The following is a 26770-nucleotide window of genomic DNA, read 5'->3' as shown; positions in this document are numbered from 1 at the left end:
CTTGCCCAGCCATGAAAGGGCACGGACTGTAGCCCAGCGTTATCGCGTAAAGCTAGAATCTAAAAGGATGCAATGTAAATTTTATACTTGCAGGGACAAATGAGGCAAAGAAAGTATGAGATTTATGGTTCTGCTATACTTTCCGCGTCTGTATTTTCAGAACTACCTGTCCTTCTTCTGAGTCTTCAGTTTTAGCCTGATGGTCTCGAGGTAGGGCTCCAACTGGCGGTTGCTGGTGAGCGCGCGCACGAGGCCGATGCTTTTCAAATCATACAGGAACCAGAGCTCCACATAGAAGTCGTGGAGCCAGTAGAGGTCGATTTTGCACCAGCCCTTGATGCGGTGGTGCAGGTAATGGCCCTGGTCTAAGGCCAGCGTTGCCTGCAGGTGCGGCGGCAACTCATTGAATTCTTCGGCACTCATGGGTAAATTTCTGCTACACTGTCCAACAATTTAGTTATAAAAAAGGCTGCACGGGGCAGCCTTTATAGTTTAACGTAAATTTCCTGATTTTGGTCTAGTTCAGGTGAAGCGTGTAGAGCTCAAAGCGTGTGGAAGCAAAGCTCCAGTGCGAGGCCGACGGGTGAATCTCTACCCCATCCTCGTCCATAATCGTTACAGCAAACCCTTCGCCCTGGTTCAGGGGCTCCGTGAAATGCTTTACCGGGTACACCTTCCCTTCCTCAATCCACTCTTCCGGTTCGAAGGCGGGCATGGTCGCATCCACGCACTTTGCATAGACAGCCATATAGCTTGGGGGTATGAATAAATTAACCATGTTAAGTAAACTTTGCTCTAATATAAATAATTCCTGCAAACCAGGAAACTATGCTCTCGATTTTATCGGCAGGCAGGAAATGGAGCACAAAAAGCGTGCCTCCCAGGCAGTAAGCCACAACAGCTCCATAAATTATGTTAAAAGAGGTGCCTGCGCAGGATTTGGCAGCTTATCTGGCAGATGTTCCGTAAGACTAAGTTCAGGTTTCAACATACTAAAACAGACAAGCTTATGGAGGCAACAGCAGCACGAAACAAAACCGGTAAACGACACACGTTTACCGCTGCCCCGCGTGTATTCGGCTTAAAAACCGTCATCGTAAACCTATACTTTGCAGCCAACCCCGATGGCTCGTGGGTACTGGTAGATGCCGGCATACCCGGCTCGGCCGGCAAGATAAGAGAGGCCGCCGCAGAGATCTTCGGCCCCGACAGCAGGCCAAAGGCTATTGTGCTCACCCATGGCCACTTCGACCATGTGGGGGCCGTAAAGGAGCTGGCAGAGTTGTGGGATGTGCCTGTTTATGCCCACCCGATGGAGCTTCCCTACCTCACGGGCCAGAGCAGCTACCCGCCACCAGACCCAAGCGTAGGCGGCGGCGCGGTGGCCTACCTCTCGTTCACTTATCCTAAGAAACCGATCAACATCAGGAACCGCGTGGAGCTGCTCCCCCCGGACGGCAGTGTGCCAGGCCTGGAGGGTTGGCGCTGGATACACACGCCGGGCCACACGGCAGGGCATGTTTCATTGTTCCGCGAAGAAGACCGCACGCTAATTGTGGGCGATGCCTTTGTAACGCGCCATGGCGAATCGGCCATCGCACTGATCACACAGAAGCGCGAGGTGCACGGGCCGCCTGCCTACTTTACACCCGATTGGGGCTCTGCCCACCATTCCGTGGAAACACTCAGTCACCTGAAACTGGAAATAGCCGCCTCGGGACACGGCATGCCCATGCAGGGCGAGGAGCTGCGGCGCCAACTTGAGCGCCTGGTGCAGGATTTCTGGCTGGTGGCCGTGCCCAGGCACGGGCGCTACGTGCATGAGCCTGCCGTAGTGGATGAGTATGGCGTGGTGTCAGTGCCACCGCCGGTCAGCAACCCGGTGCCAACGGTGCTGGCGGTGGCGGGCGCCGTGGCGCTGGCCGGCGCCGCCTGGGTGGCCTTTAGCAAACGGGGTAACCAAAATAAGGATGATGACAACAGGAAGTCGCGGCACAGCGCGGCGCAGCGGCCCTACTCCCATAACCGCGCCCTGCACGACGCCCCCGATCATGACTTAGAAAACCCGACGGAGCTGACGAACAATTATCCGTAAAAAGCAAAAGGGCCAGGAAAATGCTTCCTGGCCCTTGCTGTTTATACTTGCCTGCTAACTCTCCGGGTGGTTCTTCCGGCCCGAGCCGCTCTTGTTTCCGCCGCCATCCTGTTTGTTCACGGTCGCCCATGCACGCTTCTCGGCCTCCTCAGGGCTCACGCCACGCTTTTCGTACCCCTCCTCAATGTGCTCGGCTTTGCGTTTCTGCTTATCGGTATAGGCTGATTTATCTCCTCTTGGCATTTTTCTCTCCTTTCGGTTAAGTGATACATCTGTTCCGTATCCTCCGGCTCACCTGTTTGTACGAGCATGCCGCTTAAAGAGATCAGATTTATACGTTGTTGTAGCGCTGCAGAAGAAGTATAAACTATACCGGGCGCTGATGAAAGTATAGCCTGAAGGTCGACCCTTTCCCCTCCTCACTCTCCACCTCTATCCTGTCCTCGGAGTTCTCCAGGATACGCTTCACCAGGTATAGCCCCAGGCCCGTGCCCTCCACGTGCGTGTGCAGGCGCCTGAACATCGAGAATATTTTCTGCTGGTGCTTCTCGTCTATGCCCAGACCGTTGTCAGATACCGACAGCACGTACTGCCCTTCCTGCTCCTCGGTTTTGATCCTGATAAGCGGGCGGCGCTCAGGCGAAGCGTACTTTATGGCGTTGGAAACAAGGTTGAAGAGGATGCTCCGCAGGTTCTTGCGGGAATAGCTTAAGTGGCTGAAAGCCGAGAAGTCTTTCTCTATAATTGCGTTGCAGGAGAAGATAAGGTTCTCCAGGCTGTCCTCCACATCCGCCATCAGCTCTGCCAGCTCCACCTTCTCCACCTGGTGCACCTCGTGCTGCACCCTGGAGATATCGGTCAGGTCAAATATAATGCTGTTGAGGCGGTGGATGGATCTATCGATGCGGGTAACCACCTCCTGATGCTTCTCCAGGTCCGGGCCCAGGTCCATCTTTAGTAAAGAGACCAAGCCCTCCAAGTTAGAGATGGGCGCCTTCAGGTCGTGGGAGGCGGTGTACACGAAGTTGTCCAGGTCGGTGTTGATCTTGTGCAGTTCCTTGTTCTTGCGCATCAGCTCCTCGTTCTTCCTCTTCTCCGAGTTGTCGCGGGTGATCTTGGAGAAGCCAAGGAGCTTTCGCTCTGCGTTGTAAACAGGCGTGATGATGACGTTGGCCCAGAACGTACTGCCGTCTTTGCGTACACGCCAGCCCTCATCCTCGAAGCGCCCGTCCTGCAGGGCCTTGCTTAGCTCGTACTCCGTAAACTTTTTATCCCTGGCCTCCTGGGTATAGAACGTGGAGAAGTGCTTGCCTATGATTTCCTCCGCCTTGTAGCCCTTGATCTTCTCGGCCCCCCGGTTCCAGGAGGCTACAATGCCATCGGGGGTAAGCATAAAGATGGCGTAATCCCGCACACTCTCTGTTAGCAGCCTTGCCCGCTCTTCGCTGTCCCGGAGCTCAGCCATGGTCCTGGAAAGTTTATCTTCCAGGAGCTTCCGGTCGGTAAGGTCGCGGGTGATCTTGGAGAAGCCGATAAGCCTGTCGCTATCCTGGCTGCGAATAGCTGTGATGATGACGTTGGCCCAGAATGGGGAGCCGTCTTTCTTCAGGCGCCAGCCTTCCTCCTCGAAGCGGCCATGCTCCCGGGCATACTTCAGCTCCAGTTCGGGGTGCTGTATGCGGATAGCTGCCTCGGGGTAGAATATGGAGAAGTGCTGGCCTATAATTTCCGCTGCCTTATAGCCTTTGATTTTTTCGGCGCCGGCGTTCCAGGTCTGGATAAAACCGGAGGGGCTCAGGAGAAAGATGGCATAATCATGCACCCCCTGCACGAGCAGCCTGTACAGATCCTGGTTATCCGACAGTAGCTCGGAGGAGTCCCGTAAAGTGTAGTTTTCCTCGCTCATCTAAATAGTTGGCCAGTTTCAGACTGGCTGTTTACACAAAAGAAACACACGTATTAAATAGTGATAGTACTAAAACTAGGCATGAATGTTCTAACGAAAAAAGTATAGCACGTTTAATTAGACAATTACTTTATATAGTACAATTAACGCGCCGTATTGGCATAAAATAATTAAACTTGTATATAGCCTTTGTGCTATATAAACCGTACCCGCCGCCAGGCCCGCCCGCCTTCTTCTGCACTTATTTGCGTATCTTTGCACCATGATTTCGATGAGGCAATTGTTTCTGCAGCATGTGGCGCAGACATCAGACTTTCCGCTGATGATTGAGGTGGAGAAGGCAGAGGGGATATACATGCATGGCACACAGGGTGAGCGCTACCTCGACCTGATCTCGGGCATAGGCGTGAGCAACGTGGGGCACCGGCACCCGCGCGTGCTAAAGGCCATACACGAGCAGCTGGATAAGTACCTGCACCTGATGGTGTACGGCGAGTTTGTGCAGGCCCCGCAGGCGCAGCTGGCGCAGGCGATTACAGCCACCCTGCCGGCGCGCCTCAACAACGTATACTTCCTGAACTCCGGCACAGAGGCGGTGGAGGGTGCCCTGAAACTTGCCAAACGCCATACCGGCCGCACCGAGCTGGTGTCCTGCCGCAACGCCTACCACGGCTCCACCCAGGGGGCCCTGTCAGTGAACGGCAGCGAGGGCTTTAAGAATGCGTTCCGGCCGCTGCTGCCCGATGTGCGCCACATCCGCTACAACCACCTCCCCGACCTGCAAAGTATAACCACCCGCACGGCCGCTGTTATCATCGAGACGGTACAGGGCGAGGCGGGGGTGCGCGTGTCCGAGAATGATTACCTGCAGCACCTGCGCAAGCGCTGCACCGAGGTGGGCGCCCTGCTGATCCTCGACGAGATCCAGTGTGGCTTTGGCCGCACCGGCACGTTCTGGGCCTTTGAGCAGTTCGGCATCGAGCCCGACATTCTGCTTTGCGCCAAAGGCATGGGCGGCGGCATGCCGATCGGGGCCTTTATCGCGCCGCAGGAGATCATGGCCGCCTTTAAAACCGACCCTATACTTGGCCACTGCACCACCTTCGGCGGGCATCCGGTAAGCTGCGCCGCCTCGCTGGCTACCCTGCAGACGATACTGGAGGAAAAGCTACTGGAAGGCGTGGCCGAGAAAGCAGCGTTGTTTAAGGAACTGCTGGTGCACCCGCGCATCAAAGAAATTCGCAACTGTGGTCTGATGATGGCCGCCGAGTTTGAGAGCTTCGAGGTGCTGAAGGCCGTGATCGACCGCGCCATCCTCAACGGCGTGCTCACCGACTGGTTCCTGTTCTGCGACAACTCCATGCGCATCGCCCCACCCCTGGTCATCACCGAAGCCGAAATTCGCGAGGCCTGCGCCGTTATACTTCGCTCCATCGAGGAGGCAGTGGGCAGTTAAGAATGAATTGAGGAACCTATACTTGAAGAGACGCAAGGTGTTGCGTCTCTTTCTGTGGATACCGGATCCAACCTGTATTACCCCACCCCAGCCCTCCCCTAAAAACAGGGGAGGGAGTTTTGTAGTATCGAATCCAACCACCCCTACCCCTCCTTGTCCAAGGAGGGGAACCTGTTATTACTGATGCGGAAGTATAAGTTTCATTGCTGAAGTATGAACAGCCCTATAGTCCCTCAAGGGGACAATTTATACTTGTTGTATTGCAAAGGCCGTGGCTGTCGAACTGATCCCAGTCCTTGGGTTGAGCGCCTTGTGAGATCCGGTGCCCGAAGGGCAGCGCCCTGGCGCAGGAGGGAACACAGCGCGATGCCTAAGGACGAGCCCTCTCGGGCTTGAGAGCACCAAAGCCAGAAATGAAACTGTAGGCTTGTGGGAACTAGAGGGTCAGTGGTAGCTAGAAAGTATAGCTTGTATCAAGTGGAAGGAAGCAGCGGCTATGAAAGTATGGCCGGAGTACGAAAGGCACAAGCGGACGCTTGCGCCAGAGCAGAAGGTGGCTTTCAGCCTGTAAGCGCCATACTTATACTTATACTTATACTTATACTTATACTTATACTTATACTTATACTTATACTTATACCAGCTGAAAGCTGGTCCTATGCAAAGCCACGAGCTGAAAGCGCGCGGCGGGAAAGTATGCTTCCCTTCAACTCATCCCTAACGACAAATCACGAACAACTACTAACCAACCAACACCCCCGCCAGCAACCGCAGCACCGATTGCACGTAAAAACCGGGGCTATACTTTCTCCAAGGGTATAGGCCACTCAACGCAACCTTATGGAAATAGCCCTTGTGCTGACACTGCTGGCGATTGCTATCGTGCTGTTTGCCACGGAGAAGCTCTCAATCGAGATCGTGACCCTGCTGATGCTTATCCTCCTGGCAAGCGCGCGCATTATCTCACCCGAGGAGGCCTTCGCCGGCTTCAGCAGCGACTTCATCATCATTATCGCCTCCATTTTTATACTTAGCGCCGCCCTGCAGGAAACGGGCATACTAGATTTCGCCGTTGTGCGGCTGGCACGGCTGGCCGAGCACAGCTCCAGCCTGATGCTGCTCATCATCATGATCGTGACGGGCTTTGTCTCGGCGTTCATGAACAACACCACCGTGACGGCCATGTTCGTCACGCCTCTGGTAGGTCTTTCCAAACGCATCAACACCAACGCCTCCAAGCTGCTGATGCCGCTGGCCTTCGCGGCCATACTTGGCGGCACCTGCACGCTCATCGGCACCTCCACCAACGTGGCCGTGAGCGGTTATATCGCCAAGACAGGCCTGGCTCCCATCGGCCTTTTCGAGATTTCAGGGATAGGGTTCGTGATTTTCCTGGTCGGGGTGGTGTATATGATGACGGTCGGGCAGCGCCTGTTGCCCGACCACGATGACCAGGAGCTGACCGAAGAGTATAAACTGCAGAAGTACCTGACCGAGATTGTGGTGCAGCCGGAGTCGCCGCTGGTGGGGCAGCTGGTGTTCGCCTCCGACCTTACCTCGCTTAACTTCCGCATCCTCAACATCATCCGGGGGGAAGACAACTTCCTGCCCGACTTCCGCACGCGCATACGCGAGGGCGATGTGCTGCTGGTGGAGGGCGACCTGGACAACCTGATAAAGGTGAAGGAAACCAAGGGCATCGATATCATGGCCGACGTTATCCTGGAGAAGGACCTGGTAACGGACAACATCCGCCTGGCGGAGCTGCTGGTGGTGCGGCAGTCGGTGCTGATCGGCCGCACGATAAAGGAGATAAACTTCCTGCAGCGCTACGGGCTGGTGGTGCTGGCCATCTCGCGCCACGGCGAAACGCTACGCAGCAAGATAGGAAGTATAAAGCTACAGCTCGGCGACCTGCTGCTGGTGCAGGGCTCGCCTGAGCGGCTGGCGCAGTTGCGCAACTCCAATAACCTGGCCCTTATCGGCGAGTTTGAGCCAGTGCTCTTTAAGAAGCGCAAGGGCATCATCGCCATCTCCTGCTTCCTTGTGGCCATACTGTTGGGCACGCTCCAGGTGCTCCCGCTTTCCATCTCCTTTCTGCTGGCTGCCCTTGCCACCATCCTGTTCAGGTGCATCAGCTCCGAGAAGGCTTATGCCGCCATCGACTTTAAGCTGCTCATACTTATTGGCGGCATGACCGCGTTTGGCACGGCCATGGAGAACTCCGGCGCGGCCGACTTCCTGGCTGAGGGCATTGTGGATTTGCTCGGGCCCATGGGCAAGCTGGCGGTGCTGGCGGGCTTTGTGGTGCTCACGGTTATACTTACCCAGCCCATGTCGAACGCGGCGGCGGCGCTGGTGATCGTGCCAGTGGCGCTCAGCACAGCCGTAACGCTGGACTCCGACCCCCGGGCTTTTGCCATTGCCATCATGCTGGCGGCATCGGTGTCGCTGGTAACGCCCTTTGAGCCGGCCTGTATCCTGGTGTATAGCCCGGGCAAGTACCGCTTCTGGGATTTTATCAAGGTGGGCACGCCGCTCACGCTGCTGCTTATCCTGGTCATCCTGGTGCTGACACCGCTCATCTGGCCCCTGTAACAGGCTGTAAGGAAAGGGAGTACAATAAAAGCAAAATCTGAACGCCTATGAAAAGTATACTTTACCTCCTGCCCCTCTGCCTGCTGGCCTGTTCTCCGGAGAACGAGCAGGTGCAGGACGAGCACGTGCAGGTAGCCCCTCCCGCCAAAGCGCTCGACTCTATTGCCGACACGGAGAAGGACGCCGTAAGAACCGACGAGACGGTAACCGATCCAACGCTGCCGCTGCCGCAGCCGGTCATGCAACTGCTGGAAACAAGGTATCCCGGGTGGAAGGTACCGGAAATAGCGGCGGGTGCGCAGCAGCAGGCAACCGAATTCGCCAGCGGCGCAGCCTTTGCCCGCGGCGATTTTGATGGCGACGGCCGACAGGACGTGGCGCTGCAGCTGCAGCAGGGCAAAGAGGTGGTGATCGTGGCAGCGCTGCAGCCGCAGGATGGCAGGTATACGTTGGAGGAGCTGAAGCGGGACATTCTGTTTAACGAGCGCGGCACCCTCAGGAGCCTCTATTACCTTTACCGCCTGCCTCAGGGCGAGCAGGTGCAGGAGTTGCATAGCATGAATGAGGTAGAGCTGCCGCACGATGCCATCGCCGTGGGTGTGGGCCAGGAGGTGAATGCTTATATTTACAGGAACGGCGCCTTCGAACTTTTCTCACTGGAAAATGAAGAGTGAAGAGCCGGGCTGTAAGGTCTGAGATCATGCTGTACACACGGAAAACTGCACAGCAGCGGTAGAAGGCAAGTATAAAACCCCAAGATGTAGCTGGTAAGTATAAGCAGGAAACAAAGTAAATCAGGGCGAAAGTATAAAACTACCACGCCTCCCGCAACACAAACAGCGTAGAGGCCACGGCCAGCGCCAGCACCAGGCCCGCGCTCACGGCGTAGGTACTCAGCCGCATCACCCTGGCCCTGTCTACTTTGGATAACGTATAAATCTGACGCCGGGTATAGTATAGGAACACCAGCATCGCGAGCAAAAAGCTACAAAACCAGAACGTGCCGAACCGCAGCAGAAACACCATCGGATGGTAATTGCCGGGCAGGTAAAAGGCAGCCGCGGCCATCAGCAGGCTGCCGTAGAGCGATAATACAAGAAATAGAAACGAATAGCGGCTTTGCCTCATCCGGCTTAAGAGAAGTTTGGGTTTATACTTCTAGTGTATACGTGCCGGAAGCTGCCTGCTACCGCCTAAAGTATAAAGTATAAATAGGACTATTATCAGTAATTGAGCAGAGCCTGCGCCTCCTGCCTGATGTTGTCGCGCGACAGGCCATCCTTTACACCCATTGTTATCTTTCGCACCAGCACCCCCACAACCGTCTTCTTGAAGCCGAGCCGGGCGGCCATGTTAATGCAGAAATCCATCTCGCTCTCGTCCACGATGCCGTCGGCCAGCATCATCTCCACCAGGTCGTAGATCTGGTCGAAGCGCTCGGCGTCGTTGGTGGGCAGTTGCGGCGCCTTGAGCTTAACATCCGACAGCAGACCGCGCACCTCATCCGCCTTGAGGCCATGCTTTGCCCCGATGGCAACAATGAACTTCATCTCGGAAGGATCCAAATGGCCATCAACTTTAGCCAATGCCCCAAGGTTGGCGATATGGCTTTTTAATCTTTTTGTCTCTTCGCTCTCAAAAAAACCGAACATACGTTGCCTCTGTAGGTTAAATTACTTTACTTGGACTCCAATTTGTGCTGACACGGCCTGCACCGAAACTTAGGGGGCATCGTTGCCACCTAAGCCAGCGAACCTCACCGCCTGGCAAGCGTGAAGTCTGTCGGTATAACATACGGTTTTCGCTATTTTAAGTCGCGTTACAGCGGCAGTTTTTATCCCTGCCTCTTAAGTATAACGACCAGCGCGGGCGTCTCGCATAAATTAACCTTTAGATAAAATTCAATTTTCTACTTTTGAGTAACATTACCACAACTAACAGAGACACTAACACCATGAAGAGGATTGGAGTATTTACTTCGGGCGGCGACGCGCCAGGCATGAACGCATGTATCAGAGCAATTGTAAGGGCGGCCGTGTATCATGGGGTAGAAATATATGGTATCCATCGGGGATACAAGGGCATGATCAAGGGCGAGATCTACAAAATGGACTCCCACTCGGTAAGCAACATCATACAGAAAGGCGGCACCATACTCCGCTCGGCGCGCAGCAAGGACTTTGGAACGCCGGAGGGCCGCAAGCAGGCATACGAGCAACTGGTGAAGTTTGGCATTGAGGGACTGGTGTGTATCGGCGGAGACGGCACCTTTACCGGCGCCAATATTTTCTTCGAGGAGTTCGGCATCCCGACGGTGGGTGCCCCCGGTACGATCGACAACGACCTGTACGGAACAGACTACACCATCGGCTACGACACGGCCGTGAACACCGCCCTCGACGCGATCGACAAGATCCGCGATACGGCGGACAGCCACGACCGCGTGTTCTTCATTGAGGTGATGGGCCGCGACTCCGGCTATATTGCCATGCCCTGCGCCATTGGCGGCGGCGCTGAGATCGTGATGATCCCGGAGGCCGATACAAGTATAGAGCACGTGGTGGATACGCTGCGCACCGGCTGGAACCGCTCCAAAACATCCTTTATCGTTATCATTGCCGAGGGCGATGAGGCCGGAAACGCCAACGAGGTGGCCCGCAAAGTGCAGGAGGAGTTGCCGCACATGGATGCCCGCGTAACCATACTTGGCCACGTGCAGCGCGGGGGCGCCCCCACCGCCGCCGACCGCATGCTGGCCAGCCAGCTGGGCATTGCCTGCGTGGAGGGCCTGCTGGAGGGCCGCAAGTGCGAGATGGCCGGCATCATCAACGGCGAGCTGGTCTACACACCGTTTATCGACACCATCACAAAGGACAAGCTCATTAACCCGAACTACCTGAAGATGGTGAACATCCTATCAGTATAAGTATAAAACTGCTGACAGCACCCGTCCGTGACGGCCCCGCTGCAAGTATACCTTCACAACACCCCGGCCTAAGTCGCTTGTACTTGGGCCGGGGTGTTTTTTTTGTCTATCCGGCGGCCTGCCGGGTGCCGCTCCCCAACCTGATTTCTTTGGTTATCACTATTGCCGTTCTCCCGTACAGCAGCAGGGGGCGCCTTCGATTCGCTGGCAGGCTGGTGAAAAAATCGGACAGTCATTCCAAAATTCTATCCCTGCGCATACTTTTCCGTAAAAGCATACACGAACTAAAACTGTGAAACTATCGCTTCCGCCAAACATATAGCTAAAATAGCTTTAAAGGTCATCCTATGGCCGCTGGCCATCATCGTAGGCCTGCTCATCCTCATCATTATCGCCCTTCAGTTTCAGGGGGTGCAGAACTTCCTGGCAAGGCAGGGCGAGAACTACCTGCAGAACACCCTGGGCACAGAGGTGCAGATTGGCGGCTTCACTACGGATTGGCGCAACGCACTGGTGCTAAAGGATGTGTATGTGGAGGACCAGCAGCAGGACACGCTCTGGCACTCCGGGCGCCTCGGCGTGGACATGGCCATACTTTCGCTTCTAAAGGGGCAGGTGAACATCAGCAAAGTAGACCTTGACAACGCCACCCTGAAGCTGCACATCCGCGAGGACAGCTCCACCAACTTCGACTTCATCCTAGAGGCCTTCGCCACCGACACCACTGCTGCACAGCCCGCCGATACCTCCGCCTCCGCCCTGCAGATAACCCTGGGCACCATCAACCTGGATAATGTGTACGTCGTGTTTCGGGATGATGCCGGTGGCAACTACATAAAAACCCGCGTGGGCGAGCTGACCACCACCATGGACGAGCTGGACCTGGAGGAACAGCGCTACCTGGTGGATGAGGTGCGCCTGGCCGATACCTGGATAGCCTACGAGCAAACCAAGCTCCCGCCTCCCGACACCACTGCCTACGAGCCGCTGGAGGTGGATTTCGGCCTGAACCGCGTAGCGCTGGAAAACATACGCCTGAGCTTTCTGAGCCGCCCGGCTAACCAGCGCATTGAGCTGAAGCTGGGGGAATCGGAGCTGGTATCGGATAAGATTGATCTGAAAAATGCCCGCGTGGACCTGGAAAGCTTCGCTTTGCACAACACCGCCCTCACCTACGTGCAGGAAAAGTATAAACCCTCCGACTCGCTGGCCGTGAACCCGGAGCGCACCGTGAAGGAACTGGACAAGTCGGTGGAGCAGGCACAGGGGCAGCCTGTGAACTGGCTGGTCACGCTCGGCGACCTGGATGTGTCGGGCCTGGACGTGAAGTTCGATAACTTTAACACACCCAAGCAGCCCCGCGGCATGGATTACGACCACCTGAGGTTCACCGACGTGCTGCTGGACGCCCAGGACATCAGCTACAGCCTGAACCGCACCGAGGCAAGCCTGAACCAGCTGACGCTGCGGGAGCAGAGCGGCTTTGCACTGGAGAACTTCGAGGCGGCTATCGTTTTCGACTCCACCCACGCCAGCCTCACCGGCCTCGACCTGAAGACCGGCCACAGCCACTTGCAGAACAAAATGGCCATGACTTATCCCTCGCTGGAGGCCCTGGCCGAGAACCCCGAGCAGCTAGGGCTGGACATCGACATCAACAACAGTTACGTGGGGATGCAGGATGTGCTATACTTTATGCCCGACATGGCCGAGAACCCGTCGTTCAGAAGTATAGCCAACTCCAACATCAGGATTACGGCCAAAGCCGAGGGCCAAATGGAGAACCTGCGCGTGCAGACGCTGCAGCTGGCAGGCCTAAGCAATACCCGTGTGGATGTGAGCGGAACGGTGCGCAACGCCATGGATCCTGACAATTTATACCTGGACCTGGGCATAGACCGCTTCGCCACCACCCGCACCGACGTGCAGGCGCTGGTGCCGGCCGGCACCATTCCGCCCGATTTCAGGCTGCCGCCTCAAATGAGCATGACGGGCAACTACAAAGGCTCCCTCACCAACTTCGACGCCAACGCCGACCTCCGTACCTCCTTCGGCAACGTGGTGGCCAAGGTGGATATGGGCGCCAACGAGCGCTTCACGGCCACCGTGCGCAGCGGCGGCTTCGATTTGAACCAGCTGCTGGTGGATAGCCTGGGGCTTGGCAAGGTAGCCCTGGAGGCGCAGGCCCGTGGCACCGGCCTCACACCCGAAACCATGCGCGCCGACGTGAAGGCCAACGTGAAGCTCTTCGACTATGGCAACTATAGTTACAAGGACATCGACCTGACCGCCAACATAGACCGTAACCTCTACACCGTGCAGGCCACTGCCAACGACGACAACCTGGCCTTCGACCTGGATGGCAAGTTTAACCTGCGCGACGCGGAGAAGCCAGCTTATACGTTCGATCTTGATCTGGAGCGGGCCAACCTCCATACGTTAAACCTGTACCCGGAGCCCCTGGCGGTGCAGGGAGAGCTGCAGGGGGATTTTACGGGCGCCGATGCAAGCACCCTGAGCGGCCGTCTGCAGGCCCGGGAGCTGCGGATAGACCACAATGGCGAGACCTTCCCGATCGACACCCTGCTGATGACGCTGCTGCAGACCGGGGAGTCAGCCGAGGTGGTGGTACAGTCTGATGTGGTGGATGCGGACATGAAGTTCCAGAACACGCTGGCTACGCTGCCAACGGCCCTGCAGAAGCACTTTTCCAATTACCTGGACCTGCAACCCGACCCGCCCTACCCTGCCAACCTGAACCTGGGCGACTTCACCGCTACCATCAACCTGAAGCAAACCGACCTCATCACCGCTTTTGTGCCTGGCCTGGAAGTTTTGCAACCGGCCACGCCCATCACGGCCAGCTACGACGGCGACAACCAGCAGCTGGAGCTGGATGGCCGCATCAGCCGGATCGTGTACACCGATTATACTTTACAGAACCTGGACCTGGCGGTGAACGGTGACAGAAACCAACTGGCCTATGAACTGAACCTGCAGCGGCTGCTCTCCCCTTCCCTGAACATGGATAACATCTCACTGGACGGCGCTGCCCGCGATAACGAACTGGCCGTGCGCCTGGCCATTGCCGGCGACACCCTGCAGCCGGGAGAGCGCTTTGTGGTGGGGGGCGTAGTCAATAGCCTTGGCCGCGGCTACCGCTTCATCTTTAATCCCGACCAGCTGGTGATAAACGGTGATAAGTGGTCCGTGTCTCAGGATAACTTCCTGCAGTTCGATACGGACCTGCTTTACGCCAACAACATCCGGCTGCAGCACGGCAACCAGGGCATCCTCTTAAACAGCACTGGCCCGGTGGCGCCCAACGCTCCCCTGGAAGCAGGCTTCGATAATGTGGACATCGCTTATATTATGCGCACCTTCCAGGCGCCTGAAGATAGCCTGATCGCAGGCACGATTAACGGCACGGCCACCGTTAGCAACATTATGGCGGGTAACCTGGCTTTCATCTCCGACCTGACCATCACGGAGTTTGCCTATGAGGGCGTGCCGGTGGGCAACCTGGCCCTGAGCGCCAGCAGCGGCAGTGGCGGCCGCTACGACCTTAACGCCAGTCTTACCGGCAACGACAACCGGGTAACGGTAGACGGCTACATGGAGCCACAAACGGAGGCCACCCTCCTGAACCTGACCGCACGTATAGACCAGCTCAACATGGCCTCGCTGGAGGGCTTTATGGCAGGCATGGTGGACCAACTGGATGGCAGCGCCACCGGCGACCTGCGCATTACCGGCACCCTGGCGCAACCAGACATACTTGGGCAGCTGAACTTTAACCAGGCGCAGTTCAACATCACGATGCTGGGATCGCTGTTCACGCTGGAGAACGAGCAGCTGGAGTTCAGCGAGCAGGGCATCCGCTTTGCCGACTTCACCATCACCGACTCCCTGGGCAACGACATGGTTGTTAACGGGAACATCCTTACCCAAACCTACACCGATTATGAGTTTGCCCTGGATGTGGACACAGAGCGCTTCCTGGCTCTGAACTCCACCGCCCAGGACAATAGCCTTTTCTACGGCACCGTGTATGTGGGGGCCGATGCCACCATAACCGGGAACATGATGCAGCCGGTGGTAAAGGTAAAGGCGCGCGTGCTGGAAGGCTCTGACTTTACCACCGTAATACCTGCCGATGAGGTGGGCGCCGCCGAGCGGGAGGGCATCGTGGAATTCGTGAACCTGAACCCGGAGATGACGCGCATCATCCGGGAGCAGCAGGGCGATACCACGGAGGTAACCGGTTTTGTGGGCGCTGATGTGGAAGCGGAGATAACTGTGACCGATGCCACCGCGATTACGATCATCATAGACCCCACCACAGGTGACAACCTGACAGTACGGGGCTCCGCCGACCCATTGTTCATCGGGATGAGGCCAAGCGGCGAGATCAACATGTCGGGGCGCTTTACGGTAACGGAGGGCAAGTATAGCATGGACTTCTACGACCTGGCCTCCCGTGAGCTGGACATCGCCGAAGGCAGCTACATCAACTGGACCGGCGACCCGTTGCTGGCCACCATGGACATTACCGCTATCTATAACGTGGAGGCCGCGCCACAGGAACTCGTATCAACACAGCTCGGCGAATACGAGGACGCAGCTCTTAGAAACCAGGTGCCTTTCGAGGTGCAGGTATTTGTACGGGGCGAGCTGCTGACGCCGGAAATCACTTTTGATATACAGCTACCGGAGGAAGAGCGTGGCAGCGTGCCCGCGATTGTGCAGACCAGCCTGGGCAACCTCCGCCAGGATGAGTCGGAGATGAACAAGCAGGTGTTCTCGCTGCTGGTGCTCAACCGCTTTATGGCCCCGGACCCGCTCACCAGCTCCGGCGGGGGCGGCTTTGAGTCCACGGCCCGCAACAGCCTAGGCCAGGTGATGACGGATCAGCTCAACCAGCTTACCAACCGCTACGCCGGCGGCCTGGGTCTGGAACTGGGCGTGGATTCTTACCAGGATTACTCCTCCGGCTCGGCAGAGGGCCGCACCGACCTGAACGTGGCCATGCGCCAGCAGTTCCTCAACGACAGGCTTACCGTGCGGGTGGGCACCGACATCGGCCTGGAGGGCGGCAGCCAGACGAACCAGACCATGAGCGGCTTTGGTGGCGATATTTCGGTGGAGTATTCTTTGACCGAGGATGGCAGGCTGCGGGTGCGGGGTTTCCAGCGCAACCAGTACGAGGGCATAATCGAGGGCGGCGACGTACGGGCCACGGGCCTGGCGCTGATCTTCGTGCGCGAGTACAACAACTTCTCCGACCTTTTCCGTGACCTGGAGAGCCGGCGCAAAAGAGACGCGGAACGCAGGCTGGAGGCGGCACAGAAACTACGGGAGGAGGAAAGAGAGGTAGAGGCAGAACTTAAAGAAGAAGGTACAAAATAAAACTATGCGAAAGACTTACCCCCGGATCAGGATGAAACACGCCTGCACGTTGCCCCTGCTGCTGTTTTGGCTGCTGACCGGCTGCAGCGTTACCAAGACTGTGCCCGCGGACGATGCCTTGTTCATCGGGTATAGTGTGAAGGTGGAGGGGAAGAACGACAGCAGCAAGCGCAGTGCCGAACTTGAAACGGAGCTAAGCGCCACCGTGCGCCCCGAGCCCAACACCTCCATACTTGGCCTGCGCCCTAAACTGGCCATTTACAACGCCTTTTATACTGAGAAGGAAAAGGGCCTGAAGCATTGGATCATGACTAAGCTGGGGGAGCCGCCGGTGCTTATTTCGCAGGTTGATACCGGCAGCGTGAGCCAGGTCATGAGCAACCGGTTGCACAACCGGGGCTATTTTAACAATACCGTCGGCAGCACCACGGAAGTTGATACGACCAAGAAGAAAGCTACCATCAACTGGACTGCCCGTGTGGGGGAGCCTTACCGCCTGCGCAACATCAAGTATACTTTAGAAGACTCGCTGCAGGTGCACAAGGCGATCAAGCAGACGCAGGAAACATCGTTGCTGAAGTCGGGGGAGCCCTATGACCTGAGTGTGATGACCGATGAGCGCCTCCGGATCGACGGCGTGCTCAAGAACGAGGGCTACTATTACTTCAGCCCGGACCTGCTGATATTCAGTGCAGACACCACGGTGGGCGACAGGCAGGTGGATGTGCTGATGCGCATAAAGAACATCGCCTCGTCGCAGGCGCTGCAGCCTTTCGCCCTGGACGATATCTTCATCTTCGCCAACTACTCACTCGGCGACAGCCTGGCCGTGCGCGACACCATCGACTTCCAGGGTTACCATTACATCCCGAACGAGGAGTACCTGAAGGCGCGCCACCTGCTGGACGGCGTTTTCCTGGAGCAGGATAGTTTGTACACCCGCGAGAATCACCTGCTGACCATTAAACGTCTCTCGGGCCTGGCAGCCTACAAATTCGTGAATATCGACTACCAACCGGACACGGCAAACAGCGGCAAGTTGGATGCCTTTGTATTCCTCACCCCCGCTCTTAAAAAGTCGCTGCGGGCGGAGGCGCAGATGGTCACCAAGTCGAACAACTTTGCCGGGCCGGGACTAAAGGTGTCCTTCCGGAACCGGAATACCTTCCGGGGATCAGAGGTATTAAACGTGGAGTTTACCGGCAGCTTCGAGTCGCAGGTGGGCGGCCGTGGCACGGGAGAGGTGCCGGAGGGCGTGGAACCGCCCAAAAAAAGCGGCATCCCTTCCTACGAGCTGGGCGTGCAAACCACCCTGGCCATCCCCCGGATCGTGTCGCCCTTTAACCTGCGCAACCTCCGCACCGAGTTTGTGCCCCAAACCCGCATCGGCCTTGGTTTTAACTTCCTGAGCCGGTCAGACTTTTACCAGCTCAACTCCTACAACGCCACCTACGGCTACACCTGGCGGCCAAAGGAAACGCTGACCTTCGATGCCACCCCCATTAACCTGCAGTACGTGCGCCTGGCCAACACAACTTTGGCTTTCGACACACTGCTGGCCAGAAACCCCTACCTGCGGAGCAGCTTTGAGAACCAGTTTATCGTGGGCGGCATTTACCAGATGACCTACACCACCCAGATGTATAAGGACCGCAGCAGCAACGTCTTCGACAGGATCACGCTGGACATGTCGGGCAACGTGGTGAGTGGCTTTCAGTCGGCAACGGGCAAGCCCAAGCCTACCCAACAGGAGCCGCGCGTGCTGTACAAGGACCGCTACGCACAGTATGTGATGCTGGATAACGACTTCCGCCACTACCTGAACCTGGGCACGGAGAGCCAGCTGGTGTGGCGCCTGGCAACGGGTGTGGGTTACTCCTATGGCAACTCCAGGACTATGCCTTATGTAAAGCAGTTCTCCATCGGCGGGCCTAACAGCGTGCGGGCATTCCGGGCACGAAGTATAGGTCCCGGCACCTACAACATTCCAGACGACCAGCTCTTCTCTTATTTTGATCAGGTGGGCGACATACGCCTGGAGACCAACCTGGAGTACCGCTTCCCGATTGCAGGCTTCTTTAAGGGTGCTGTTTTTGCCGATGCCGGCAACATCTGGAACGTGCGCGAAGTCCTGGATGAGAAAGGGGAGCCGCTAAAGCCCGGTGCCAAGTTCGAGGCCAAGGACTTTCTGAGCGAGCTGGCGGTGGGCACCGGCGTGGGCCTGCGCATTGATGTGGAGTTCTTCGTGATCCGCCTGGACCTGGGGATACCGGTACAGGTACCTTTCCTGCCTAAAGGCGAGCGCCTGGTGCTGGACAAGTTCAACGGCAGCTTCGGCGGCGACTACGGCATGGTGCTCAACATCGCCATCGGCTATCCTTTTTAATTTTGAATGAGTGACTGAGTGAATGAGTGCATGCTTCTTTACTCCCTGCTTTGTCATCTTGCCATGGTTCTGGTGGCATGCAAAGGCCGTTGAACCTTCCCAACAAGATCCTTTCAAGTTGATACGGAAATTTTTATCCATTCTCTCATCCACTCAATCACTCATTCTCTCATTGATAAAGGCCACTATCTCCTGCCACTGCTCCGGGTGGAACCAGGCATACTCTTGCGGATTTTTGTTGAACCATGTGAGCTGGCGTTTGGCGTAGCGGCGGCTGTTGCGCTTTAGCAGGCGCACGGCTTCCTCCCAGTCATACTTGCCCTCCAGGTAATCGAAAATCTCCTTGTAACCCACGGTTTGCAGGGCGTTGTGCTGGCGGTATGGGTACAGTTGCCTGGCCTCCTCAGCCAGCCCCTGCGCCAGCATGAGATCCATGCGCTGGTCAATGCGGCTGTAAAGCTCGGCGCGTTCACGGTTCAGGGCTATTTTGATGGTGTTGAAGGGCCGCTCCTGCGGCACGCTTCTGCGGAAGGAAGAGTAAGGATGACCACTGCTCAGGCATACTTCCAGCGCCCGCACCACCCGCTGCGGGTTGGCCTTATCCACCTGCGCAAAGTATAAAGGGTCCAGCTGCTGCAGCTTGTCCAGCAACGGCTGCAGCCCCTCCTGCTCATACAGCTTCGTTAGCTGCTCCCGCACCGCAGGGTCCGTTTCCGGCATCTCGTCCATCCCCTCTAGCACTGCCCGCACATACAGCCCCGATCCGCCTGTCAGGATCACCACGTCGTGCTCCACAAACAGCCGCTCCAGCAGCGCCAGCACCTCCTGCTCAAAGGCTCCGGCGCTGTACTCCCCGGTTATACTATGGGAGTCCACGAAATGGTGCTTTACCCCCTGCTGTTCCGCAGGCGTTGGCTTGGCCGTGCCGATGCTCATTTCCCTGTAAAACTGGCGGGAGTCGGCTGAGATAATCTCTGTATTGAAGTGTCTTGCCAGCCGCACGCACAGGTCTGTTTTACCCACCGCCGTCGGCCCCACCACCACCACCAGGTGCTTCTGCTGCTTGTTCATACTTTTCATGCGTTCCGTAAAGCTGCCGGCCATTCTTGCTCAATTCTTCCTACCTGTAAAACTCCCGCCCACCCTGTCTGCAAAATGCACAAACTGTAGCAGCGTTTTGTTATACTTCGGAAGAGCGGTGGCCACCAATGCAATTTTTCGCTAAATTATCGCTTTATTTATAAAATCAGCATGGCCTCCGCGTTTGGCCCGGAGTCGTTCGCCTGCTGTCATACTTACTTGAAACAAAACATGCCCCATACTTTAAACCGGCAACCTGACGAGAAAACAGTACTAGCGGCCTCTAACCTGCTGCAGGTGCTGGTGCAGCTTGCCAAGCCATCGCATGGCGTGGTGGTGGCCCAGCCGAACGGCCAGGTGCTGGCCGCCAACGCGCAAACCAGCAACTACGGGTCCGGCGATTCGGACTTCAGCACGACCCGCAGCCTGCGCAGCCTGTTTGGCATGTCGCAGGAGCAGTTTAGCAGGTTGCAGGAGGAGTTGCAGCAGCAGCGGAAGCTTACCGGGTTTGTGGAGGAGGAGCAAGACGAGGCTGACAGGCATTGCAGTTCCTATACCTATAGCTGCCGCATGGTGCACTTCCAGAACGAGGCGTTTGTGTGCGTGGAGCTGGCCAACGTGGGCCAGGCCACGGCCTTGCTCCCCTACGATGGCGACAGCTACCATGATGTGTTTGAGGAAAACTCGGAACCCATGTTCCTCCTCGACTGCGACGGGCATCTCATAGACATCAACCAGGCAGCCCTGCAACTGGTGGGGCAGACCAAGGAGCAACTGACGGGGAAATCTCTTTTCAGGGCATTTAAATTGAATTTGTTTGAGCGGGTGGCCCTGCGGGGACAGCTGAAGCAGGCGCTGGATGAGGGCAGGCAAAAGTTTGAGTGGTGGCTGCACGAGGACGACCACAACCTGCTGCCCATCGAGATTACGCTGCAGCGGGGTAAGTTTAAGACGCAGGATATCCTCTACGGCTCGGTAAAGAACCTGAACGAGGTGATAGAGACGGAGCAGGACGTGCGCTTCCGGAACCACCAACTGGAATTCGTAAACCAGCTCATCACCAACCTGTCCTCCTCAGACAGCCAGCACGACATCCTGCACAATACGCTGGATGGGCTGCTGGAGAAAAGCGATGTGAAGGGCGGCTGTGTGTATGCACTTGACTCCCACGAGAAAAACGTGGCCCGGCTTTCTTACTCGGCCGGAGAGGTGGGCGAGCCGGCGCTGCCCGAAGAGTTGCACCTTGCGCCGGAGCAGCTGGAGCAGTTAGGCTCTGAAAGTAAACGATCCGCCGTAGTCAGCCTGCAGGAGCATCTGCAAAAGAAGCTCCACCGCAGGATTACCATCGTGCCCATCTACTCAGAAACGAAAGTGCTGGCTCTGGTCCTGATATGGCCGAACAGCGAGCCCCGCATGACGCAGTCGTTCGTCTCGCTGCTGGACTTCATCGGCAGCTCCATTGGCAACTACATCGAACGGCACCGGCTGCAGCAACAGCTCATCAACACCGAGGACAAGTATAAACTGCTGTTTGAGTCCTCCTACGACGCCATACTTCTTTTTAAGGACGGGGCTGTGATTGAGTGCAACGACAAAGCCCTGGAGTTTTTCCGCTGCACCCGCGAGGACCTGATGAGCAAGACCCCTATGGACTTCTCGCCGGAGTTCCAGCCCGACGGGGAGCGGTCATCGGATAAGACGGCGCGCATTATGCGGGAAGTGCTGGCGACAGGCCACTCCATTACCACCGAGTGGAAAAACCGCCGTAAGGATGGCACCCTCTTCGATGCCGAACTCACCGTTAACCGCCTCCTGCTGGACGGGCAGGCCTACATCCAGGTGTTCAAGCGCGACATTACCCAGCGCAAGCTGGCGCAGCAGACAAAGCGCCAGGAGGAGGTGCTGCACGAGTCGATGAACCAGTTCCGCACTTTCCTGGATAAAGTGAATCTTATCTACTACAGCCTCGACACGGAGGGGAACATCGCCTTTGCCAACGACTACTTCATGAAGTATGTGGAGTATACCGAGGAAGAGCTGATCGGGAAGAGCTTCTACGAGCTGCTGGTACCACCGCTGGAGCGCGTGCAGCGTTTCCAGGACTACCAGAAGGCGCTGGAGATAAAGCAGCTTAGCTCCTACTACGAGCGCGACGTGCTCACAAAGTCGGGGCAGCTGAAGACCATCCGCTGGAACAGCATGTTCGAGTATAGCCCTGAGGGCAAGATTACCGGCCTCACCAGTGTGGGCAAGGACATGACCGACAAGCGCATTGCCATGGAGGCCCTCAAGGACAACAAGATCCGCCTGCAGGACCTCTTCGACAATGCCCACGACCTTATCCAGAATATTTCGGTCGACAACAAGTTCATCTTTGTAAATAAGGCCTGGAAAGACCGCCTCGGCTACACCGACCACGATATAGAGTCGCTCACGCTCAACGATATTGTGCACCCTTACTACAAGGCCAAGCTGATCTACCAGCTGCGCAACCTGTACAAGGGCGAGAACGTGAACAAGATCGAGACGGTGTTTTTAACAAAAGCCGGCAAGCCGGTGCACCTGATCGGAAGTATAACCTGCAGCTGGCAGGACGGCCGCCCTGTGGCTACACGCGCCATCCTGCACGACATCACAGACCGTATTAAGGCCGAGCGGCTGCAGAAAGTATACTACAGCATCGCCAACCTGGCCATCAGCAGCAAGGACCTGAACTCGCTCTACTCGGCTATCCATCGTGAGCTGAGTAAGATCATCGAGACGCGCAACATCTACATTGCCCTCTGCGACAACGAGCACAAGGACCTCAGCTTTGTGTACCTGGTTGATCAGTTTGTGGACAAGGCCTCCAAGTCGCAGATGCGGCGGCCGTTCTCGAAAGGGCTGTCGGAGTACATCATTGCCACCGGTAAGCCACTGTACATGCAGAAACAAGAGCTGATGGAACTGGCGGACCGCGAAACGCTCACGCTTTTCGGGGCGGTGCCCGAGGTGATACTTTGCTCCCCCCTGGCCATCGGCGACCGCATCATCGGCGTGATTACGCTGCAGGACTACCAGAACCCGGAGGCCTATGTCAGCACCGATATCGAGATCCTGCACTTTATATCGAACCAGGTGGCGCTGGCCATTGAGCGCAAGCGCAACGAGGAGCAGATAAACACGCAGAACGCCAGGCTTAACGCTATTTTCGAGTCCGGAACGCACCACATGTGGTCCATCAACCGTAACTACGAGCTTACCTCCTTTAACCGCAACTTTGCCCAGGCCTTCTCAGAGCGCAGCGGCCATGAGTTGAGTCCGTTTATCCGTATCGACGATGCCTCAATGGTGCATGAGAACTCCTATGCCTACTGGGAGGATAAGTATAAACAGGTGTTTGCAGGCCATCCACAGCACTTTGAGATAGAACTGGGGCACGGAAAAAGCTGGCGCGAGGTATACCTGCACCCCATTTACATGGAGGACGGATCGTTTGAGGAGATCTCCGGCATCGCTCTGGATATTACAGGCAAGAAGAGATCGGAGCTGGCGCTGGCGCAAAGCGAGGAGAAGTTCCGGAACATCTTTGAGTCGTTCCAGGATGTGTACTACCGCGCCGACCTGGATGGCAAGCTGGAACTTATCAGCCCATCCATTACCCAGCTGCTTGGCTTTGAGGAGGAAGAGGTGCTCAACCAGCCATCAGAACGGTTCTATGCCAACCCGGAGGACCAGAGAAGGATCCGTGACATGGTGCTGGAGCAGCAAACCGTGCGCGATATTGAGGTGGACATGATGTGCAAGGACGGAACCCATAAAACCGTTGTGCTGGATGCCAGGCTAACTTTTAACGAGCAAGGGGAGCCGATCGGGCTGGAAGGGGTTGTACGCGACGTGTCTGAGCTGAAGCGCACGCAGGTAGCCTTACTGCGCGCCAAGGAGGAAGCCGAGAACCTGCTGAAGGTGAAGACACAGTTCCTGGCCAACATGAGCCATGAGTTGCGCACGCCCATGAACGGCATTATCGGCATGATCGATCTGATGAGCCAGATAAACACCGACCCGGAGCAGCGCGAGTACATCGACACGCTGCGCAAGTCTTCGGACGCCCTGCTGGCCATCCTCAACGACATCCTGGACCTGAGCAAGATACAGGCCGGCAAGCTGGTGCTGCACGAGAGCGGCGTGGACCTGCACGAAACGCTGGGCAAGATACACTCGCTGTTCGTGAACCGGGCGCAGCAAAAAGACCTCCATTTTACCTATACCATAAAGCCTGAGGTGCCACGTCATGTTGTAACAGACGAGACAAGGCTGCTGCAGGTGCTCTCGAACCTCACCTCCAACGCCATTAAGTTTACCAATGCCGGCGATGTAAGTATAACCGTGGGCGCCGATAAGCTGCACCGCGACTATTACAGGCTGAACGTGCGGGTGAAGGACTCCGGCATCGGCATATCGCCGGAAGACCAGCAGCTGCTGTTCACCGACTTTACCCAACTCGACAACTCCTCCACCAAAACCTTCGGGGGCACCGGCCTGGGGCTGGCCATCTCCAAGCAGCTAACCCACCTGCTGGGCGGCGACATTGGCGTGGAGTCTACACCGGGGGATGGCAGCGTGTTCTGGTTCAACATTAAGGTGCGGGTGGCCAGCACCGCCGAGGTGGAGGAACAGCAGCTGCGCCAGCAACAGCAGCACCAGGAAGTGGGCTCATTGGAGTTTACCCCGTACGTACTGCTGGTGGATGATAACCAGATAAACCAGAAAGTGGCCCAGAAGCAGCTCGAGCGCCTCGGCTGTGTGACCGACATCGCCTCCAACGGCTTCGAGGCCATCGACTTTGCCACCAGCAACAAGTATGACATCATCTTCATGGACATCCAGATGCCGGAGATGGACGGCGTAACGGCCACCCGGCATATCAAGGAGCAACTGGGCGCCGGCTGCCCCCCCATCATTGCCATGACGGCCTACTCGATGAAGGATGATGCCGAGAAGTTCATGAACCAGGGCATGGACGACTACGTTTCCAAGCCGGTGAAAAGCTCCGACCTGCACACCATGATCAGCAAATGGGAGCGTAACGACTGGGAGCCGGCCGTGGAGGAGACCCCCGATGCGGCAACAGAGCCCGAGAACCAGGAGCCGATCATCGACATGGCCGTGGTGGAACAGCTGAAGGAAATAGGTGGAGAGGATTTTATCAAGCAATTATATACCGAGTTTGAGGAAGAGGCCGCCGGATTGATAGAGGAAGCCAAAAAAGAACTGGATGTACAACATTACAAAGGGATTTTAAGTACATTGCATCAACTTAAGGGTACCGGCTTCACGCTGGGTATTAATCCGCTGGCTGAGCTTGCCAAGCAATTGGAGCACGATATTAAGCATGACAACCTGGAGCAGGTCGAGGTGAACTTCTCGAGGTTACAGGCGCAGTACGAAAACTATAAAAAAACTTATAAGGACATTATATTCAGTTAGACAATGGCAGAAAGCAAAACTATTTTGATCGCTGAGGACAGCTCCGTTATCCTGAACCTAACTAAGAAGATCCTGGAACTGCAGAACTACAAGATCCTGACTGCCAAGAACGGCGGGGAGGTGCTCAAGCAGGTAGAGGCCAACAAGATCGACGCCATCCTGATGGACCTGAACATTCCGGTGAAAAACGGCATGGACTGCACCAAGGAGATCCGCGCCAGCAAGAACCCTGAAATTTCTGCTATTCCCATCATCGCGGTAACCGGCAACGCCAACAACTACAGCATGGAAGACTTTAAGGCCGTGGGCATTAATGACTACCTGCCTAAGCCGCTGGACTTCGACATGCTGGTGGAAACCGTTAAGAAGTATACCATCAAGTAAATGCAGCTTAAGTACACGCGGCCATTCTTAAACAAGCTGGAGGATATTTTTGCAGAGTCGGATTTTGTGCTGCGCTACGAGAAAGGCAACTTTAAAGCCGGCTACTGTGTGCTCAAAGACATGAAGGTGGCGGTGGTGAACAAGTACTTCAGCCTGGAAGGAAAGATCAACTGCCTTTACGACATCCTTCGCACTATTTCTATGGATGAGAGCCGCCTGAGCGACAAAACCAGGCAGCTTTACCACGAGATCCGAAACGGGGAGAACGCCAATTGAAAATTACATTACTAGGCACGGGCACCTCGCAGGGCGTACCAGTTATTGGGTGCACTTGCGAGGTTTGCCGTTCTGTGGATTACCGTGACAAGCGCCTGCGCGTGTCGGTGCACCTGCAGGTAGCCGGCAAGAGCATCATCATCGACGCGGGCCCCGACTTCCGGCAGCAGGTGCTGCGTGAGCGCGTCAAAACACTCGACGCCCTGGTGTTCACGCACGAGCACAAAGACCACACCGCCGGCCTCGACGACATCCGCGCCTACAACTTCCTGCAGCACAAGGATATGCCCCTGTACGCCGAGGAGCGCGTGCTGGAGCAGCTCAAACGGGAGTTCTCCTACATTTTCTCTGACTTTAAGTACCCTGGCATTCCGCAGGTAGAGCTGCGCCCCATCAGCCTGGAACCCTTCGAGGTGGAGGGCGTGCCGTTCATCCCCATCCGGGTGATGCACTACAAGCTGCCCGTGCTGGGCTTCCGCATCGGCGACTTCACCTACATCACCGACGCCAATTTTATCTCCGAAGAAGAAAAGGAAAAGGTGCGCGGCTCGAAGGTGGTGGTGGTAAACGCGCTGCGCCACGAGCACCACATTTCGCACTTCTCCCTGAAAGAGGCCGTTGCCCTGCTGGAAGACCTGCAGCCGGAACAAGCCTACCTCACCCACATCAGTCACCTGATGGGCCTGCACCACGAGGTGGAACTGCAGCTACCCGATTTCATCCGCCTCGGCTACGACGGGCTGCAGTTTGAAGTATAACCCATAGCACGACACACGTATCAAGAC

19 protein-coding genes are annotated in these 26770 nt (G+C 56.5%); 12 read left to right on the top strand and 7 right to left on the bottom strand.

Annotated features, from left to right (window positions below; genetic code table 11):
* Positions 1-162: 162 nt before the first annotated feature.
* The gene (locus A3841_RS09305) at positions 163-423 is read right to left on the bottom strand and encodes a hypothetical protein (RefSeq protein ID WP_073852054.1); all 261 of its coding nucleotides are present in this window, start codon (positions 421-423) and stop codon (positions 163-165) included.
* Positions 424-517: 94 nt separating this feature from the next.
* A complete protein-coding gene (locus tag A3841_RS09300) occupies positions 518-748 on the bottom strand; it encodes a hypothetical protein (protein ID WP_235861342.1) in 231 nt (76 codons plus the stop codon).
* A gap of 261 nt (positions 749-1009) precedes the next feature.
* Between A3841_RS09300 and A3841_RS09295 the strand changes: the two genes are divergently transcribed.
* Positions 1010-2095 (top strand): MBL fold metallo-hydrolase, encoded by a 1086-nt coding sequence (locus tag A3841_RS09295; RefSeq protein WP_073852052.1) that lies wholly within the window; start codon positions 1010-1012, stop codon positions 2093-2095.
* 54 nt (positions 2096-2149) lie between these two features.
* Here the strand turns inward: A3841_RS09295 and A3841_RS09290 are convergent, their stop codons facing one another.
* Both A3841_RS09290 and A3841_RS09285 read right to left on the bottom strand, forming a co-directional pair.
* Positions 2150-2338, bottom strand: coding sequence for a type II toxin-antitoxin system RelE/ParE family toxin (locus tag A3841_RS09290; protein ID WP_073852051.1), 189 nt, complete (start codon positions 2336-2338; stop codon positions 2150-2152).
* A 124-nt stretch (positions 2339-2462) separates the two neighbouring features.
* A complete protein-coding gene (locus A3841_RS09285; RefSeq protein WP_073852050.1) occupies positions 2463-4001 on the bottom strand; it encodes a sensor histidine kinase in 1539 nt (512 codons plus the stop codon).
* 265 nt (positions 4002-4266) lie between these two features.
* Between A3841_RS09285 and A3841_RS09280 the strand changes: the two genes are divergently transcribed.
* The 4 genes from A3841_RS09280 to A3841_RS09270 all read left to right on the top strand — a co-directional run bounded on the left by A3841_RS09280 (position 4267) and on the right by A3841_RS09270 (position 8729).
* Positions 4267-5457: an aspartate aminotransferase family protein gene (locus tag A3841_RS09280; RefSeq protein WP_073852632.1), complete on the top strand. Its 1191-nt coding sequence runs from the start codon at positions 4267-4269 to the stop codon at positions 5455-5457.
* A gap of 504 nt (positions 5458-5961) precedes the next feature.
* Complete coding sequence (locus tag A3841_RS20005) at positions 5962-6279, top strand: hypothetical protein (protein ID WP_139307927.1); 318 nt, start codon at positions 5962-5964, stop codon at positions 6277-6279.
* An 18-nt stretch (positions 6280-6297) separates the two neighbouring features.
* Positions 6298-8055, top strand: coding sequence for an SLC13 family permease (locus A3841_RS09275; RefSeq protein ID WP_073852049.1), 1758 nt, complete (start codon positions 6298-6300; stop codon positions 8053-8055).
* Positions 8056-8102: 47 nt separating this feature from the next.
* Positions 8103-8729: a hypothetical protein gene (locus tag A3841_RS09270; protein WP_073852048.1), complete on the top strand. Its 627-nt coding sequence runs from the start codon at positions 8103-8105 to the stop codon at positions 8727-8729.
* A gap of 139 nt (positions 8730-8868) precedes the next feature.
* Here A3841_RS09270 and A3841_RS09265 read toward each other — a convergent pair whose 3' ends face one another.
* Together A3841_RS09265 and A3841_RS09260 are read right to left on the bottom strand one after the other, a co-directional pair.
* Positions 8869-9183, bottom strand: a complete 315-nt coding sequence (locus A3841_RS09265) for a hypothetical protein (RefSeq protein ID WP_073852047.1) — start codon at positions 9181-9183, stop codon at positions 8869-8871.
* A 95-nt stretch (positions 9184-9278) separates the two neighbouring features.
* The gene (locus A3841_RS09260; protein ID WP_073852046.1) at positions 9279-9707 is read right to left on the bottom strand and encodes a tellurite resistance TerB family protein; all 429 of its coding nucleotides are present in this window, start codon (positions 9705-9707) and stop codon (positions 9279-9281) included.
* Between the two features lie 302 nt (positions 9708-10009).
* Between A3841_RS09260 and pfkA the strand changes: the two genes are divergently transcribed.
* From pfkA to tamL, 3 genes are all read left to right on the top strand, one after another.
* The gene (gene pfkA, locus A3841_RS09255; protein WP_073852631.1) at positions 10010-10981 is read left to right on the top strand and encodes a 6-phosphofructokinase; all 972 of its coding nucleotides are present in this window, start codon (positions 10010-10012) and stop codon (positions 10979-10981) included.
* Between the two features lie 300 nt (positions 10982-11281).
* Positions 11282-16390, top strand: a complete 5109-nt coding sequence (locus A3841_RS09250) for a translocation/assembly module TamB domain-containing protein (RefSeq protein WP_317042485.1) — start codon at positions 11282-11284, stop codon at positions 16388-16390.
* Positions 16391-16394: 4 nt separating this feature from the next.
* The gene (tamL, locus tag A3841_RS09245; protein WP_235861341.1) at positions 16395-18776 is read left to right on the top strand and encodes a translocation and assembly module lipoprotein TamL; all 2382 of its coding nucleotides are present in this window, start codon (positions 16395-16397) and stop codon (positions 18774-18776) included.
* Between the two features lie 153 nt (positions 18777-18929).
* Here the strand turns inward: tamL and miaA are convergent, their stop codons facing one another.
* Complete coding sequence (gene miaA, locus A3841_RS09240) at positions 18930-19847, bottom strand: tRNA (adenosine(37)-N6)-dimethylallyltransferase MiaA (RefSeq protein ID WP_073852630.1); 918 nt, start codon at positions 19845-19847, stop codon at positions 18930-18932.
* A gap of 240 nt (positions 19848-20087) precedes the next feature.
* On the opposite strand from miaA, the gene A3841_RS09235 reads away from it, so the two are divergent.
* From A3841_RS09235 to A3841_RS09220, 4 genes are read left to right on the top strand one after another with little or no spacing between them, the layout of a single operon-like run.
* Positions 20088-25325: a PAS domain S-box protein gene (locus A3841_RS09235; RefSeq protein WP_073852629.1), complete on the top strand. Its 5238-nt coding sequence runs from the start codon at positions 20088-20090 to the stop codon at positions 25323-25325.
* A 3-nt stretch (positions 25326-25328) separates the two neighbouring features.
* Positions 25329-25709: a response regulator gene (locus A3841_RS09230; protein WP_073852043.1), complete on the top strand. Its 381-nt coding sequence runs from the start codon at positions 25329-25331 to the stop codon at positions 25707-25709.
* Entirely contained in the window at positions 25710-25985 is a 276-nt protein-coding gene (locus A3841_RS09225) for a hypothetical protein (protein WP_073852042.1), read from the top strand. It abuts the gene before it with no gap.
* Positions 25982-26743, top strand: a complete 762-nt coding sequence (locus A3841_RS09220) for an MBL fold metallo-hydrolase (RefSeq protein ID WP_073852041.1) — start codon at positions 25982-25984, stop codon at positions 26741-26743. Before A3841_RS09225 ends, A3841_RS09220 begins: the two co-directional genes overlap by 4 nt.
* Positions 26744-26770: the final 27 nt, after the last annotated feature.

Source organism: Pontibacter flavimaris, assembly GCF_001907195.1.
In the GTDB taxonomy this organism is placed as follows: Bacteria; Bacteroidota; Bacteroidia; order Cytophagales; family Hymenobacteraceae; genus Pontibacter; species Pontibacter flavimaris.
Note: the sequence above shows the minus strand (reverse complement) of the source record. Positions and strands in the feature narration are given on the sequence as shown.